The sequence below is a fragment of the Roseibium sp. AWQ4_290 genome (assembly GCF_056160985.1).
Genome location: NZ_JBSWYG010000067.1, coordinates 1 through 418, shown reverse-complemented (window position 1 = coordinate 418; position 418 = coordinate 1). Strand labels below are relative to the sequence as shown.

General features: G+C 63.4%; 1 protein-coding gene. It reads left to right on the top strand.

The window, feature by feature from the left end; translation table 11 throughout:
* Positions 1–418: IS66 family transposase (locus tag ACXAH0_RS25165; protein WP_475196045.1), on the top strand; the 418-nt coding region annotated here is incomplete at both ends.

Here is a 418-nt window from a genome sequence, read left to right as displayed (position 1 = left end):
GAGGATTGTTCAGGCGCCCTTGCCATCGCGTCCGATTGAGCGCGGTCGGCCGGGAGCCGGTCTCCTTGCGCATGTCCTTGTGTCAAAACACGCCGACCACCTTCCGCTCTACCGCCAGTCTCAAATCTTTGGCCGGGAAGGCATCGATCTGGACCGCTCGACCCTTGCTGATTGGGTGGGACGCTCCACTGCCTTGCTTGAGCCCCTAGCGGATGCCATCGGACGCATGGTCCGGCAAGGGGAAGCGCTCTTTGCCGATGACACGCCGGTCAAGCTTCAGGCTCCGGGAACGAAGAAGACCAAAACCGCCCGGATCTGGGCCTATGTCCGGGATGAGCGGTCATGGGCCGGGGCCTCTCCACCGCTGGCGTGGTACCGGTTCACGGTTGACCGCAAGGGCAAACATCCTGAGGGCCAC